We start from the raw sequence: 13935 nt of genomic DNA, 5'->3' as shown, positions 1-13935 counted from the left end.
CCTCCGTGTCCGCTCCCTCCCCTGTTTCCGATGCCTCCCCCGTGCCCGGACGCTCCACCGTCCCCGCTGCCTCCCCCGTCCCCGGTCCCTCCTCCGTGCCGGGACGCTCCACCGTGCCCGCTCCCTCCTCCGTCTCGGGACGCTCCTCCGTGCCCGCTCCCTCCCCTGTTCCCGACCCCTCCACCGTCCCCGGACGCTCCACCGTCCCCGGACGCTCCTCGGTGCCCAGTCCCTCCCCTGTTCCCGATCCCTCCCCCGTTCCGGGACGCTCCACCGTTTCTTGAGCGGCACTGGAGGTGCGCGCCACGGTGTACGAGGCGGTCCACGGCTCTTGCCGACCGCCCGGCTCCACGGGACACACCCCGTCGACGCCCCACTCGGACTCAGGGCCCACCGCGTCGGAGCCGCCGTCGGCGTTCCCGCCGGACGGGATACGGGCCGTACCGCGGTACTCCGCGAGCGCTGCACTCGCCGTACTCGCCGTACTCGCCGTACTGGCCGCGCTCTCGTCGTCGCCCGTGACCCGGCGCAGCTGGATCGTGCCCTCCTCGAAGCCCTGCGAGGTGGCGTCGATGAATTCGGGCGGTGATTCGCCGATCGCGTCGCAGGTGACGGAGACGGTGACGATGCCGCCGGGTTCGACGGAGCGCGGTTCGACCTCCGCGCCCGGATCCGCGAACGCGGCCGAGGCGGCGGCGCCCAGCGCGACACCGGCCAGGGCTGTGGCGGTCAGGACACGGGCGGTGCAACGCATGGGCTGGGCTCCTTCGGAGTGACTCTGAAGGGGGGCACAGCCGTCGTGCCCCCGGGCCCATCACAGCCCGCCCACCCGCCGGGCGCGCGCGGCCGGGCACCATTCGCGGGACACGGACGCCCGAGTGGGTGACACGGGGTCGGTCAGTTCGACAGGGAGACCAGTTCCCCCTCCAGGCCGCGTCCGCGCTTGTCCACGACGGCCGAGGCGACGTCGGACAGTTTGCGCTGGGTGCTCTGCGAGATGCGGCGCAGCACCCCGAAGGCCGCGTCCGCGTCGCAGCCCAGGACATGCATGACGATGCCGCACGCCTGGTCGACGACGGGCCGGGTGCGCAGCGCGGTGCCCAGCTGGTCGAGCTCGGTGAGCGCGGCGCGGTAGGAGCGGTCGCGGACCAGGCAGGTCACGGCGAGGTCGCCGAGGGCGCGGGCGGGGCCGTGCGGGGCGTCGTCGAGAGCGCCCGGCCGGAAGCTGTAGAGGCTGAGGGTCACGGTCAGGCCGGAGCGGCGGAAGGGGATCGTCACACTGGAGCGCACGCCCGAGTCGAGGGCCATCGCGCGGTACGCCGGCCAGCGCTTCTCGCGCAGCAGGTCCGCCGAGTCGACGGGCCCACCGCGTTCCAGCGCGGCCGGGATCGGCCCGTCGCCGGAGCGGAGCTGGACCGAGACGAGTCCGGCGAGATCGGGGTGGGTCACCGCGGCGGGCCGTTCCGGACCCTCCTCGGAGACCAGGCAACTGGCGCCGCAGCAGTCGGGTGTGCAGCGGGTGGCCTGTTCGGCGAGCTCCGACAGCCGCCTTCCCTGCTCGAGTTGACCGGTGTCCTGCATGGGTCACACCTCCTCTCCCCGCGCCTTCCCGCTCACCTGCACAGAAAACGACTTCCACGGGTTACGCCCGTCCCGCACCCGGAACCCGTCCCCCGGGTTACGTTCATCCCATGGCGCAGACGGACGAATTCGGTGAAGAACTCGCGGATTTCGTACGCCGCGTGTCCGAGCTCAAGACGGCGCGTGCCGTGCCGGCCGACGACCTGCCGACGGTGCTCGACGCGGCGATCTTCGAACTCGACCATGTGGCAGGCCAGTTGTGGCCCTGGTACGAGCGCCTGTCCGCGGGCGGGCCGCCCGGAGTCGCCTCGGTCGACCGCCAGGAACAGCAGCTCCTCAAGGCCCTCTTCCAGCGGGTTCCGGTGCCCGTCGCGCTGGTGGACCGCGAGACGGTGGTGCGCAGGCTGAACTTCGCGGCGACCTCCTTCACCGGTGTCCGGGCGGGCTATGCGACGGGGCGGCCGCTGACGGGGTTCCTCGCGCATGCCGACCGCGCCGCGTTCCGCTCGCAGACGGCGGCGGTGGCGCGTGGCGAGGGCGACCGCAGCCTCACCGTTCACGTCCAGCGACACCCCTCGGTGCCGGTGCGCGCGACCCTCACCGCGCTGCGGCCCAGCGGCGAACCCCGGACCGCCGTCCTCGTCGTCCTGCAGCCCGCGAGCTCCCGGGTGCCGCCGGACGAGAACGTGCCGGGTCCGCTGCCGAGCCTCACCGAGACGACACGGCACGCGGCGCTGATGGATCTGCTGGACACCATGACCACGGCGCTGCTGAGCGCCCCCGCCGGGGATCCGTCCGCGGTGCTGGACCGGGCGGCCGGGGTGCTGCACGGGCGGTTCGCGGACTGGGTGGTGGCCGACTCGGGTTCGGCGCGGCTGACCCGTACGACCGTGCTGGGCCCTTTCGACGGTGCCGAGGAGGTGGCGGCGGTGGCCGCACAGGATCCCGCTGTGTGCCCCCTCGTCGTCGAGGCGGCACGCGGCGGATCCACGGCGCTGCAGGTGCGCCCCGAGGATCCGGACGCCTTCGGCCGTGACACCTCGGGCGCCCCCGTACTCGTACGCGCGAATGCGACGTCGCTGCTGTGCGTGCCCCTGATCACCGCGTCCGGTCCCGTGCGGGGGGTGTTGACGCTGTTCCGCAGCGGCGCCCGGCTGGCGTTCTCGATGGCCGAGGCGCAGGCGATGGACATGATGTCCCGTCACATAGCGCTGGCGATGAACGAGCGGTAGGGGGCGCCCCGTCAGGGGCGCGGGGAACGGCGCGACGAGCCACAATGGCCCCGCACCCTCCCCACGCCTCCTCCCCGCTCCCCCTTCCCCACCCCGGCGGAGCGCTTACGCCGCGTCGCGCATGACCTCGTTGCGCAGCCGCCTGCACGAGCGGCTGATCAGCCGCGAGACATGCATCTGGGAGATGCCGAGCTGTTCGGCGATGCGGTTTTGGGTCATGTCGCCGAAGAACCGCATGTAGAGGATGGCGCGTTCACGCTCGGGCAGGGCCCGCAGCCGGGGCTTGACGGCCTCGCGGTCGATGACGACGTCGAGGGCCGGATCGGGTGAGCCGAGGGCGTCGCTGAGCGAGTATCCGTCCTCGCTGCCGGGGAGTTCGGCGTCGAGGGAGAGCGCGGTGAAGCTCTCCAGGGCCGCCAGGCCGGTCAGGACGTCCTCCTCGCTCATCCGGGCGTGCTCGGCGATCTCGGCGACGGTGGGCCTGCGGCCCGACACGGTCCCCGACAGTTCCTGGCCGGCGGACCGCACGCGGTTGCGCAGGTCCTGGACGCGGCGCGGCACATGGACGGTCCACATGTGGTCGCGGAAGTGCCGTTTGATCTCACCGGTCACGGTCGGCACGGCGTAGCTCTCGAAGGCGCTGCCGAGCTCGGGGTCGTATCGGTCGACGGCCTTGACCAGGCCGAGCGCGGCAACCTGGCGCAGATCCTCTAAGTTCTCGCCGCGGCTGCGGAACCGGCCCGCGAGCCGGTCGGCCATCGGCAACCAGGCCTCGACGATCTCCGCACGGAGTGCGTCGCGCTGTTCGCCCGGGGGGAGCGTGGCGAGCCTGCGGAATGCCTCCGCGGTGTCGGGGGCGTCGTCGTGCGGATGATTCTTCGCACTCACTCGATTTCCCATGGTACGTCGTAACTCCCTTGCAGGTGCCTTGGGTTGGACGGTCACCGTGGGAGCACGCGGGGGCCCGGACGGGCACACCCGTGGCGAGGACTTCCCCGCTCCCACGGACGTGCCTCCTGTCCGAAGCACTGTGATTGCGCCTGCCCCGCCGTATGCGCGGCAAACAACGGGCGCGGCTCTCGTCCGCGGCAGCATGGGCCGCGGACTCGGGGGTACTGCGGGCGACGGCAGCCGATACATCCGTACCCCCGGCAGCCGGGGAACTCAGGAAAGGCCCACAGCCATGGCTGATTTCGTGAGGGAAGTCATGACGCCAGGCGTCGTCGCGGTCCGCCCGGACGCCTCGCTCGTCGAAGCCGCGCAGCTGATGCGCGCCCAGGACATCGGCGACGTCCTGGTGGCCGGCGACCACCAGGTCATAGGGGTGCTCACGGATCGCGACATCACGGTGCGCGCCGTCGCGGACGGTGCCGATCCGCTGACCGTGAGCGCCCACGCGGTGTGCACTCCCCACCCGGTGGTCGTCGGGCCCGACGACGCCGTGTCCGAAGCGATACGGCTGATGCGCGACCATGCCGTGCGCCGGCTGCCGGTCATCGAGGACGGGCACCCGGTGGGCATGGTGAGCCTCGGCGACCTGGCCGTCTCCCAGGATCCCGGCTCGGCGCTCGCCGACATCAGCCGTGCCGGGCCGGAGGGGTGGCCGGGCACGCCCCTCGCGTGAGCGGCACCGGGCGCGGTCACCGCCCGTGCGAGGCCGCACCACCGGGCCCCGGCGGTGAGCGCACCTTCCGGCGCGGCGCGATGCACCGCGATGCACTGCGCCGCACCGCGATGCACTGCGCCGCACCGCCATGCACTGCGCCGCACTGCGCCGCGCGCCCGGGCAGCAAGTGCGGCCGCGCCGAAGGGGTGTTCTTCGCGCCGGTCAGTCTTCTCCGGGCCCCCGCTCCCGGGCTCCCTCGCGCGTCCGGCCCGCCGCGACCGGACGGCGTGGATGGCGGCGCAGGTACTCGCCCTCCAGCTGCGCCATGCGCAGGTTGTGGGTGCGCAGCGCGTCGTTCGAACCGTGGAGCAGCGTGTCGTGGCGCGTGCGGTGGATCGTCTCCAGCTCTTTCATCAGCTGCTGGTCGTCCAGCCGCTCAGGGTCGACTCCGGTCATGGTGATACCCCGCTCGTCGTGTCCTGCGGCGCGGTCCGGTGCCCGACGGGGAGGCGCTGCCCCGCGGGGTACCCGAGCGGCGTCCGGGAGGGAGCCATGGATCTCGCCGTCCTCCCTCCACTCTACGAACATCCGGGGTCCCGGGCCTCCGGGAAGTGCCCGCGAGCCCAGGACCAGGGCCTGTCCGGCGGATCAAGTCGCAGGAAATCGGCGGCGCCCTATAAACGCTGGTGAGCGGGGTCTGGTGCGTCCAACTGCAAGGCGGAGGAGGGCGTCGACGCGATGGGGGTCCCCCCTGTTCGAGCGAAGCCGAGAACTTGGGGGAGTCGGCAACCGACGACAACGCCGCAGATGGGCGTGCCAGACCCCTCGTCTGCGGCATCCGCCGGACAGGCCCTAGCGGGCCCGCTCCACCCGCCGCTCGTCCCACACCGGCTCCGTCGTCTCCCGCAGCCGGCCGTCGGAGCCGAAGACCAGATAGCGGTCGAAGGAGCGGGCGAACCAGCGGTCGTGCGTGACCGCGAGGACCGTCCCCTCGTACGCCTCCAAGCCCTCCTGGAGGGCCTCCGCCGACTCCAGGTCGAGGTTGTCGGTCGGCTCGTCCAGCAGCAGGGCCGTTGAGCCCTCCAGCTCCAGCAGAAGGATCTGGAAGCGGGCCTGCTGGCCGCCCGAGAGCTTGTCGAAGCGCTGCTCGGCCTGGGCGGTCAGCTCGTAGCGGCGCAGCCGCGACATGGCGGCGCCGCGGTCCTGGGCGTGCTCGGTCCACAGGATGTCGAGAAGCGCGCGGCCCTCCAGCTCCGGGTGGGCGTGCGTCTGAGCGAAGTGCCCGGCGACGACCCGCGCGCCGAGCTTCCACTCGCCGGTGTGCGCGACGGTGCCGCCGGCGAGCAGGCGCAGGAAGTGCGACTTGCCGGAGCCGTTGGACCCGAGCACGGCGACCCGTTCGCCGTAGAAGACCTCCAGGTCGAACGGGTTCATCAAGCCGGTGAGCTCAAGTCCCTTGCAGGTGATGGCCCGTACGCCCGTACGCCCGCCGTGCAGTCGCATCCTGATGTCCTGCTCGCGCGGCGGCTCCGGAGGCGGGCCCGCCTCCTCGAACTTCCTGAGCCTGGTCTGCGCGGCCTGGTAGCGCGAGGCCAACTCATGGCTGATGGACGCCGCCTGACGAAGATTCAGCACCAGCTTCTTCAACTGCGCGTGCTTCTCGTCCCAACGCCTGCGCAGCTCCTCGAAGCGCGCGAATCGCTCCCGCCGGGCCTCGTGGTACGTCGCGAAGCCGCCGCCGTGCACCCAGGCGTCGGCGCCGGTCGGGCTGGGCTCGACGCTCACGATCTTCTCGGCGGCGCGAGCGAGGAGCTCGCGGTCGTGCGACACGAACAGGACGGTCTTGCGGGTCTCCTTGAGCCGCTCCTCCAGCCAGCGCTTCCCGGGGACGTCGAGATAGTTGTCCGGCTCGTCGAGGAGCAGCACCTCGTCCGTGCCACGCAGCAGCGCCTCGAGCACGAGCCGCTTCTGCTCTCCTCCGGAGAGCGTCCGCACCTGGCGCCACTGCGCCTTCTCGTACGGGATGCCGAGCGCGGCCGTGGTGCACATGTCCCAGAGCGTCTCGAACTCGTATCCGCGGACCTCGGCCCAGTCGGAGAGCGCCTGGGCGTAGCGCAGCTGGGCCGCCTCGTCGTCGACGGTCATGATCGCGTGCTCGGCCACGTCGACGGCTTTCGCGGCTTCTCGGATCCGGGGCGACGCCACGGACACGAGCAGGTCCCGTACGGTCGTCTCGTCCCGGACCGACCCCACGAACTGCCGCATCACTCCCAGTCCGCCTCCGACGGTGACCGTCCCCCCGTGCGGTTTCAGCTCCCCGGAGATCAGCCGCAGCAGCGTCGTCTTGCCCGCGCCATTGGGGCCCACCAGGGCGACGACGGCCCCTTCCCCCACCCGGAACGACACGTCGCCGAGCAACGCCCTCCCGTCGGGGAGGTAGTACTCAAGGTGCGCGGCTTCGAGGTGTCCCATGGGGAGGCATTCTCCGGGGAGGAGGGGTACTGGGCAAACTCATATCCGGGAGCGCTCTCCGGGGGCGGTCCGGGACCCCCATGACGGGCTGGGACACCTGGCAGGGGTCCAGGGGGCGCAGCGCCCCTGGCGGGGGTCTGGGGGCGGAGCCCCCAGGAACGGATGGGACGGGTAGGGGCGGCGGGGGCGAAACCCACCCCCACCTGGGTACCCGCACCCCATGCCCCTCACCCCAGACATCGACCTCACCATCCACCCCCCGGGCCCCCACACACTCCGCAACCGCCTCCTGGCCGCCGACTCCCGCCTCTTCCGGGCGGTCGCCACCCGTCACTGGCCAGGATGCGACCGCCTCCTGCCCAGGCTCAGTCACAGCGCGAACCACGGCGCCCTATGGTTCGCCACGGCGACAGCCCTCGCAGTGACCCGCACCCCAAGGGCCCGCCGAGCAGCCGCAAGGGGCCTCGCCTCGCTGACCCTCGCCTCCGCGACGATCAACACCCTCGGCAAACGCACGGTACGCCGCCCCCGCCCGCCCCTGGGCCCGGTCCCCCTGGCCCGGCAGCTGAAGCGGCAGCCGATCACCACCTCGTTCCCGTCCGGCCACTCCGCGTCGGCCGCCGCCTTCGCCACGGGCGTGGCACTGGAGTCGCGCGGCTGGGGCGCCGCGGTGGCGCCGCTCGCGACGGCGGTGGCGCTGTCCCGCGTCTACACCGGCGCCCATTTCCCGAGCGACGTCCTCGCGGGCGCGGCCCTGGGCGCGGCCGCCGCGTACGCCGTACGGGGCCTGGTCCCGACCCTCGACCGGCTCGCACCCTCCACCCCACCCACCGGCCCGCCCCGCGCGCCCGCGCCCCCGCCCGCCCTCACCAACCTTTCCCTGACTACCCATCAGTCCATATCTCAAGATCCAGGTCTCATCATTCGACATGCGCGCGTACGGTGATGCGTACCGTCCTCGCGAGGCGCCGCTCAGCGACTTCGCGAGGCAAGTTCGTCCACCGCGAAGGGAACGGTCATGTCGAAGTCGCAGGAGACCGCCGTCTACACGCACGGCCACCACGAGTCCGTGCTGCGTTCGCACACCTGGCGCACCGCCGCCAACTCGGCGGCGTACCTGCTCGACTCCCTGAAGCCGCACATGAAGATCCTGGACATCGGCTGCGGCCCGGGCACCATCACCGCCGACCTGGCGGAGCTGGTTCCCGACGGACATGTCACCGCCGTCGACCACGCACCGGGGATCCTGCCGCAGGCCCGTGCCGTGGCGACCGAACGCGGCCTGGACAACGTCGAGTTCGCGGTCGCGGACGTGCACGCGCTGGAGTATCCGGACAACACCTTCTGCGTGGTCCACGCGCACCAGGTACTGCAGCACGTGGGCGACCCGGTGCAGGCGCTGCGCGAGATGTACCGGGTCACCAAGCCGGGCGGCTTCATCGCCGTCCGGGAGGCGGACTGCTCGGCCATGATCTGGTATCCCGAGGTACCGGGCATGACCGACTGGCAGGACCTGTATCGGCGCGTCGCCCGCGCCAACGGGGGCGAGCCGGCCGCCGGCCGCCGTCTCAAGTCGTGGGCGCTGGCCGCGGGGATCAGGGACATCACGGCCACATCGAGCACATGGACGTTCACCACCGAGGACGAGCGCGAGTGGTGGAGCGGGCTGTGGGCGGATCGCACGCTGGCCTCGACGTACGCGGACCGCGCCACGGAGGGCGGCCACGCGACCACCGAGCAGCTGCGGGCCGTGTCGGAGGCGTGGCGGGAGTGGGGGCGGCAGGAGGACGGCTGGTTCTCCGTACTGCACGGAGAGGTTCTCTGCCGAAAGGAAGCGTGAGCCGCCCGCTTCGGGAAACCCGGCAAGCAGGAGGTACACATCATGGTTCCCATCCTGCTGGTACTGCTGCTGGCACTGATCCTCTTCGGTGCCGGATTCGCGGTAGACCTTCTCTGGTGGATCGCACTGGTGGTTCTCGTGGTGTGGTTGCTGGGATTCCTGCTCCGCGGCACGAACGCGGCAGGGACCCGGGGCCGCTGGTACCGGTGGTAGATCCACGTCCTGAGAAGTCGACGTGACAGTCGAGGACAGGTCGCGGTCCGAGGTCCGGATTCCGGTCCTCGGACCGCGGGACCGGTCACAACAGATCGCGTTTTCGGTCTGTCTACGAACCGATCTCGTCCCCCGTCCGCCCCGACTAGGCTCGTCCCCATGGAGATTCTGGGAGCCACGCTGCGTATCTGCGTCGACGACCTGGAGGCTTCGGTCCCCTTCTACGAGAGACTGGCGGGCGGGCGCGCCCTGCGGTTCGAGCGCGGAGGCGTGTCCGTCGCCGCGGTCGGCTGTTTCCTGCTGATGAGTGGACCCGAGGCCGAGCTGGACATCCTGCGCAAGGTCGCCGCGACCATCGCCGTCAAGGATGTCGATGAGGCCCATCGGGTGCTCAGCGAGTCCGGAGCCCTCATTCTGGCGGGGCCGGTGCCCACACCCGTAGGGCGCAACTTGATCGCCAGACACCCCGACGGGGCGGTGTACGAGTACGTGGACCGCCGCGCCGCGGAGTAGTCCCCCGTCCTCATCAGGGGCGGCTCAGCACAGGCTTGTCCGCCCCCGTCACTCGACCGACGGCCGCATCCGGAAGTCGTGCCGCTCCGGCAACGGCTCGTCGGTCAGCCGAGCCCACAACTCACCGATCCCCTCCGCTCCCTCCCGGAGATCGGCCACCTCGAACCCCGCGTCGAAGGCGGCCCGCACGCCTTCCTGGTCCCCCTCGGCAAGAAGCAACTCCGCCTCGATCAGCCGGAATCGACCGCGTGAACGCGTAGCGGGCCGCAACCGCTCCCGGGCCCCCCGCGCATCCGCCGTACGCCGCCCCGCGAGCAGCGCGCCTACGGCCTCCCGGCCGAGCGCGGCCGTAGCCGCGGTCCAGGCCTCCCCGTCATCACGCCGCTCCTGACACAGATCGTCGAAGGCCTCAGCGTATCGATTGGCTGCCCGTTCCCGGTTGTCGGCCTGCTGATCCGCGACGGCCAGACAGCGCAGCAACGGCCAGAGCGACGGAGCGAGTTCCAGCGCGCGCTCCCAGCTGCGCACCGCCTGCGCCAGATCTCCGGCGTGCCACTGGGCCACGCCGAGGTGGTACTCGGTGAGCGGCTGCGCGGGCGCCGTCTCCAGCCATGTCCCGCCAGCGCGGGGCGACCAGGGTCTGACCGGGCGGCCCGGCACGCCGCGGCTCGGGAAAGGCGCCGGACCGCAGCAACTCCGCCCACGGCGCCTGCGCCTCACCGAGCGTGGACTCGTCGAACGGCGTACCCGGCGCCTTGTAGCAAAGGCGTAGGTGCCGTCGGGACGGTCAGCGGGAGCGGGGCATCTCCGCGGTGATCGCCCACCGCTCGTGATCCCGCCAGGCCCCGTCGATGTAGATGAAGTCCGGGGAGAAACCCTCCCGCCGGAAACCGCACCGTCGGGCGAGCGCGATGGAGGCGGCGTTCCCCGGCTGGACATTGATTTCGAGCCGGTGCAGACCCATCGTCCCGAAGGCGTAACGGACGACCAGCCCGAGCCCTTCGCCCATGAGCCCCCGCCCCGCGGCGTGCGCGAAGGCGCCGTACCCCAGTGCCCCGCACAGGAAGCCGCCCTCGACGATGTTGTTGATGTTGATGAAGCCCGCGATGGCTCCGCCGTCCCGTTCGCAGACCAGGAACCCGGCCTTCGTCGGATCCTCGATGAGCCTGCGCGCGTACACGGCATAGGCATCCGCGCTGCCGGGCGGGAAGAGCCAGGGCTGGTGCAGTGCCTTGCTCTCCCGGGCCCGGGCGGTGAACTCGGCACCGTCCTCGTACGCGAAGCGCCGAATGCCCACGCGGGGGCCCACGACGAGATACTCGGAGGCGTTCTCAGGCATCCCGACACAGTACGCGAACAGGCGTGGCCCGCTCATGGCCATTACGCGAGCGCCGGCTCATCCAATGTCAAAGTCCCAGCGTCCGCGTCGAGTTCGGCCCCGACTCCGAACGGAATCGTCAGTGCCCCCTCACAGTGCCCGAACCCGAAGTTCTCGACGACGGGTACTCCCAGCCCGACCAGGCGGTCGGCGAACACCGTGCGGAGCTTCTCGTACGGGCCGCAGTCCACCCACGAACCGAGCGCGATCCCGGCGACCGCGTCGAGCCATCCGGCGCGCAGCAGTTGGGTGAGGATCCGGTCCAGCCGGTAGGCCTCCTCGCCGATGTCCTCGATCAGGAGCAGCCCGCCGCGGGCGGAGGTACGCGCGTGCGGGGTGCCGAGGTCGGCGGCCAGCAGGCTCACACAGCCGCCGAGGGTGACTCCCCGCGCCCGGCCCGGGACCAGAGCGGTACCCGAACCCGACGTGAGGGCGCGGACCGTCTCCGGCTCGAAGAGCGTCGCCCGTAGCTGCTCCTGCGCCCGCGCGTTCTTGAGGAAGTCGAGGGCGGCCACCATCGGACCGTGCAGGGTCACCAGCCCCGCCCGGTTCGCGAACGCCTCGTGCAGCGCCGTGATGTCGCTGAAGCCGAGGAACACCTTGGGCCCCGCGGCGCGTATGGCGTCCCAGTCGAGGAGGTCGACCATGCGCTGGGCGCCGTATCCGCCGCGGGCGCAGAGCACGGCGGCCACGTCCGGGTCGCACCAGGCGGCCTGGAAGTCGGCGGCCCGGTCGGCGTCGGTGCCCGCGAGGTAGTTGAACTCGGGGTGCCGGTCCAGGACATGGGGGGCCACGACGGGCTCGAGGTCCCAGCCGCGCAGAATGTCGAGGCCCGCCTCCAGCCGCTCCTCGGGTACGGGACCGCTGGGCGCGACGACTGCGACGCGGGCCCCGGGGGCGAGGCGGGCGGGACGGGTCAAGGGCTTCACTGAGCGGACTCCACAGTTGATACGGGCTTCACAGGGGCGGACTCCACAGGCGGTACGGCGGGCCGCACAGGGACGGACTCCACAGGCGACACGACACGCTTCACTTGAGCAGCTCCAGGTTCGGAACACCGGGCGGGTTCACACCGAAGACCTGTGCGTACAGCGCGAGTTCGGACTCCAGGACCCGCACCATCGTGTCGGCCCGCCGGAACCCGTGCCCCTCGCCCTCGAAGGCGATGTAGGCATGCGGCACCCGCCGGCCGGCCGACCCCGCCAGCCTGGCCAGGAACCGTTCGCACTGCACCGGCGGACAGATGACGTCGTCGAGGCCCTGGAGCAGCAGAAAGGGCGCGGTGATGCGGTCGGCGTGCTCGGCGGGCGACCGCTCCGCGTACCGGCCCGGCACCTCGGCGAGCGGCCCGATGAGCGTCTCCAGGTACTGCGACTCGAAGTCGTGCGTCTCCCCCGAACCCCAGCCGACGAGGTCGAGGATCGGATAGAGGATGGTGCCGCAAGCGTAGACATCGGTGGCCGTCAGGGAAGCCGCCGCCGTCCAGCCGCCCGCGCTGCCCCCGCGAATGGCGAGCCGCCGCCGGTCGGCGGTGCCCTCCTCCGCCAGGGCGAGCGCGACGGCCGCGCAGTCCTCGACATCGACGACGCCCCACTGCTCGCGCAGCCGGTTGCGGTACTCCCGCCCGTACCCCGCCGACCCTCCGTAGTCGACCTCGGCGACGCCGATGCCGCGCGAGGTGAAGTAGGCGATCTCCAGGTCGAGGACGAGGGGCGCCCGTCCGGTGGGTCCGCCGTGCGCCCGGACGACGTACGGCGGCAGCTCGTCGCCGGGGGCGACATGGCCGGGGTGGTGCGGAGGGTAGATGTGCGCGTGGATCTCGCGTCCGGCGGGGCCGGTGAAGGTGCGGATCTGAGGTTCCGGGTAGTACGCGGGGTCGACCGGGTCGTCGTGGGCGGAGCCGATCACCCGGGCGTGCCCGGTGCGGGCGTCCAGTTCGACGACCTCGTACGCGCTGCGGGGGCCGGCCGCGACGCCGACGACCCGACTGCCGTGGACGGCGAGCGTCGGGGCGAACTCGGTCCAGGGGCCGACCGCGTCGACGACTTCGCCGGTCTCCGGGTCCAGTATCCCGAGCGCCGCGGCGCCCCGCCCGTGCACGACGGCGACCAGCCCGTTCTCCAGCGGCGCGAACCAGCGCTGCCCGATCTTCCACAGCGGCCCGCCGAACTCCTCCTCGCGCGGACACAGGGCGCTCTCCTCGCCGAGCCGGTAGAGGTTCCACCAGCCGGTGCGGTCACTGGCGTACAGCAGGGTGCCGTCGGCGGCCCAGTCCGCCTGGGCGATCGACTCCTCGGGGCCACCCGCGACGGGCCGCGCCGCGTGCAGTGTGCCGTACTCGGTCACGTCCGCCAGGATCAGTTCCGTACCGTCCCACGGCATCCGCGGATGGTCCCAGGCGAGCCAAGCCGCTTGGGAGCCGTCCGGTGAGAGCCGGGGGCCGGTGACGAACCGGTGGCGTCCGTCGGTGAGTTCGCGTATGGCGTCCTCGTCCTGCGCCGCCGAGCCGTCCAGCGGCACCGCCACGACGACCCGTCGTACCTCGGTGGGCCCCTCCCCGGTGAACTCCTCGAGTACGCACCACACTTCACCCAGCTCGGGACGCAACTGCGGGTCCACCCAGCGCAGTCCGCCGCCCACGGGTGAGACCGGCGTCAAAGGGCGTGGCTCGCCGCCGACTTCGTACCCGTACAGCCGCTGGTCGGCAAAGTTGACGAACACCACGAACGGCCCCTCGGGGCGCATCTGCCCGGCCCAGGCCCGGCCGCCGTACTCGATCACCCGGCTGCGGACGTTCCACGGCGCGGGCAGCACCGACTCCTCCGTGCCGTCGGTCCTGCGCCGCACCAGCGTGCGCCGGCCGCCCTCCGCCGGGCGGGGTTCGGTCCACCAGGCCTCCTCGCCGACGAAGCCCACGAATTCGGGGAACCCGTCGTGCGCGGCGGCAAGTGCCGCGTCGATGGGCGAGGGCCACGATCCGTACGCCACAGTCCGCATCCGGTCCCCCTAGTACTCCAGTTGTAGATCGCGATCTTCATGCCTGAGTGGCTTGTCGCTGGTAGTGGCTGTCCTGGGATCGGGCCTGGTGGCGGCGTCGCCA

General features: G+C 71.9%; 13 protein-coding genes and 2 pseudogenes. 6 read left to right on the top strand and 9 right to left on the bottom strand.

Features of this window, described 5'->3' with window-relative positions:
- A partial coding sequence (locus tag AB0D57_RS41935) for a hypothetical protein (protein ID WP_362086475.1) occupies positions 1-754 on the bottom strand: 754 nt, incomplete at its 3' end.
- Between the two features lie 143 nt (positions 755-897).
- Positions 898-1581: an ANTAR domain-containing protein gene (locus tag AB0D57_RS41930; protein ID WP_362086472.1), complete on the bottom strand. Its 684-nt coding sequence runs from the start codon at positions 1579-1581 to the stop codon at positions 898-900.
- Positions 1582-1691: 110 nt separating this feature from the next.
- Here AB0D57_RS41930 and AB0D57_RS41925 point away from each other — a divergent pair, with 110 nt between their 5' ends.
- Entirely contained in the window at positions 1692-2813 is a 1122-nt protein-coding gene (locus tag AB0D57_RS41925; RefSeq protein ID WP_362086469.1) for a PAS domain-containing protein, read from the top strand.
- A 105-nt stretch (positions 2814-2918) separates the two neighbouring features.
- On the opposite strand, the gene AB0D57_RS41920 is transcribed toward AB0D57_RS41925, so the two are convergent.
- Complete coding sequence (locus tag AB0D57_RS41920; RefSeq protein ID WP_362086466.1) at positions 2919-3713, bottom strand: RNA polymerase sigma factor SigF; 795 nt, start codon at positions 3711-3713, stop codon at positions 2919-2921.
- Between the two features lie 283 nt (positions 3714-3996).
- On the opposite strand from AB0D57_RS41920, the gene AB0D57_RS41915 reads away from it, so the two are divergent.
- A complete protein-coding gene (locus AB0D57_RS41915) occupies positions 3997-4437 on the top strand; it encodes a CBS domain-containing protein (RefSeq protein WP_362086463.1) in 441 nt (146 codons plus the stop codon).
- A gap of 204 nt (positions 4438-4641) precedes the next feature.
- Here the strand turns inward: AB0D57_RS41915 and AB0D57_RS41910 are convergent, their stop codons facing one another.
- Together AB0D57_RS41910 and AB0D57_RS41905 are read right to left on the bottom strand one after the other, a co-directional pair.
- Positions 4642-4875, bottom strand: a complete 234-nt coding sequence (locus AB0D57_RS41910; RefSeq protein WP_362086460.1) for a DUF6158 family protein — start codon at positions 4873-4875, stop codon at positions 4642-4644.
- A 396-nt stretch (positions 4876-5271) separates the two neighbouring features.
- Positions 5272-6891, bottom strand: coding sequence for an ATP-binding cassette domain-containing protein (locus AB0D57_RS41905; RefSeq protein WP_362086457.1), 1620 nt, complete (start codon positions 6889-6891; stop codon positions 5272-5274).
- Positions 6892-7111: 220 nt separating this feature from the next.
- Here AB0D57_RS41905 and AB0D57_RS41900 point away from each other — a divergent pair.
- From AB0D57_RS41900 to AB0D57_RS41885, 4 genes and pseudogenes are all read left to right on the top strand, one after another.
- Positions 7112-7702 (top strand): annotated as a pseudogene (locus AB0D57_RS41900) (phosphatase PAP2 family protein); the annotation flags it as partial.
- A gap of 207 nt (positions 7703-7909) precedes the next feature.
- Entirely contained in the window at positions 7910-8731 is an 822-nt protein-coding gene (locus AB0D57_RS41895; protein ID WP_362086453.1) for a methyltransferase domain-containing protein, read from the top strand.
- 42 nt (positions 8732-8773) lie between these two features.
- Positions 8774-8944 carry a hydrophobic protein gene (locus AB0D57_RS41890; RefSeq protein ID WP_362086450.1) on the top strand — a complete coding sequence of 57 codons (171 nt, stop codon included), beginning with the start codon at positions 8774-8776 and terminating at the stop codon, positions 8942-8944.
- Between the two features lie 159 nt (positions 8945-9103).
- Complete coding sequence (locus AB0D57_RS41885) at positions 9104-9457, top strand: VOC family protein (protein ID WP_362086447.1); 354 nt, start codon at positions 9104-9106, stop codon at positions 9455-9457.
- Between the two features lie 48 nt (positions 9458-9505).
- Here the strand turns inward: AB0D57_RS41885 and AB0D57_RS41880 are convergent.
- The 4 genes and pseudogenes from AB0D57_RS41880 to AB0D57_RS41865 form a co-directional block, all read right to left on the bottom strand.
- A pseudogene (locus AB0D57_RS41880) lies at positions 9506-10229 on the bottom strand (DUF5107 domain-containing protein); the annotation flags it as partial.
- Between the two features lie 15 nt (positions 10230-10244).
- Complete coding sequence (locus AB0D57_RS41875) at positions 10245-10796, bottom strand: GNAT family protein (RefSeq protein WP_362086445.1); 552 nt, start codon at positions 10794-10796, stop codon at positions 10245-10247.
- Between the two features lie 41 nt (positions 10797-10837).
- The gene (locus AB0D57_RS41870) at positions 10838-11764 is read right to left on the bottom strand and encodes an LD-carboxypeptidase (RefSeq protein WP_362086442.1); all 927 of its coding nucleotides are present in this window, start codon (positions 11762-11764) and stop codon (positions 10838-10840) included.
- Between the two features lie 100 nt (positions 11765-11864).
- On the bottom strand, positions 11865-13832 hold the full coding sequence (locus AB0D57_RS41865; protein WP_362086439.1) for a prolyl oligopeptidase family serine peptidase: 1968 nt from the start codon (positions 13830-13832) through the stop codon (positions 11865-11867).
- Positions 13833-13935 lie beyond the last annotated feature (103 nt).

Source organism: Streptomyces sp. NPDC048275, assembly GCF_040652275.1.
Classification (GTDB): Bacteria; Actinomycetota; Actinomycetes; order Streptomycetales; family Streptomycetaceae; genus Streptomyces.
Note: the sequence above shows the minus strand (reverse complement) of the source record. Positions and strands in the feature narration are given on the sequence as shown.

Bases quoted from the DNA above. Each gene is read 5' to 3' on its own strand.
- AB0D57_RS41930 (WP_362086472.1), bottom strand. From the start codon at position 1,581: ATGCAGGACACCGGTCAACTCGAGCAGGGAAGGCGGCTGTCGGAGCTC.
- AB0D57_RS41925 (WP_362086469.1), top strand. From the start codon at position 1,692: ATGGCGCAGACGGACGAATTCGGTGAAGAACTCGCGGATTTCGTACGC.
- AB0D57_RS41920 (WP_362086466.1), bottom strand. From the start codon at position 3,713: ATGGGAAATCGAGTGAGTGCGAAGAATCATCCGCACGACGACGCCCCC.
- AB0D57_RS41915 (WP_362086463.1), top strand. From the start codon at position 3,997: ATGGCTGATTTCGTGAGGGAAGTCATGACGCCAGGCGTCGTCGCGGTC.
- AB0D57_RS41910 (WP_362086460.1), bottom strand. From the start codon at position 4,875: ATGACCGGAGTCGACCCTGAGCGGCTGGACGACCAGCAGCTGATGAAA.
- AB0D57_RS41905 (WP_362086457.1), bottom strand. From the start codon at position 6,891: ATGGGACACCTCGAAGCCGCGCACCTTGAGTACTACCTCCCCGACGGG.
- AB0D57_RS41895 (WP_362086453.1), top strand. From the start codon at position 7,910: ATGTCGAAGTCGCAGGAGACCGCCGTCTACACGCACGGCCACCACGAG.
- AB0D57_RS41890 (WP_362086450.1), top strand. From the start codon at position 8,774: ATGGTTCCCATCCTGCTGGTACTGCTGCTGGCACTGATCCTCTTCGGT.
- AB0D57_RS41885 (WP_362086447.1), top strand. From the start codon at position 9,104: ATGGAGATTCTGGGAGCCACGCTGCGTATCTGCGTCGACGACCTGGAG.
- AB0D57_RS41875 (WP_362086445.1), bottom strand. From the start codon at position 10,796: ATGCCTGAGAACGCCTCCGAGTATCTCGTCGTGGGCCCCCGCGTGGGC.
- AB0D57_RS41865 (WP_362086439.1), bottom strand. From the start codon at position 13,832: ATGCGGACTGTGGCGTACGGATCGTGGCCCTCGCCCATCGACGCGGCA.